This is a genomic window from Enterobacter sp. WCHEn090032 (assembly GCF_003986875.1).
Taxonomy (GTDB): domain Bacteria; phylum Pseudomonadota; class Gammaproteobacteria; order Enterobacterales; family Enterobacteriaceae; genus Enterobacter; species Enterobacter sichuanensis.
Genome location: NZ_RXRN01000075.1, coordinates 1 through 244, shown reverse-complemented (window position 1 = coordinate 244; position 244 = coordinate 1). Strand labels below are relative to the sequence as shown.

The window sequence follows — 244 nt, the reverse complement described above, 5'->3', positions numbered from 1 at the left end:
GTCCGGGGACATGGTAGACAGGTGTTCGGGGACATGGTGAACACTTTTTAACATCCTTTACCCATGGTGATCGACTTTTTCTTCAGGTCGATCACCCCCACTTTCGTGCTGTACCACCACACTTCATAGCAGCCATCCTCCTGCGTCTCCTTCAGTCCGACCCGTTCTCCCCTGAACGCTTTACCCGCGCTCAGACTTACCCCTTTCACGCTCAGCTTTCCGCTGATATCCACTTTCCTGACCA

General features: G+C 53.3%; 1 pseudogene. It reads right to left on the bottom strand.

Features of this window, described 5'->3' with window-relative positions:
- Window positions 1-47 precede the first annotated feature (47 nt).
- Window positions 48-244 (bottom strand): annotated as a pseudogene (locus EKN83_RS23285) (IS481 family transposase); the annotation flags it as partial.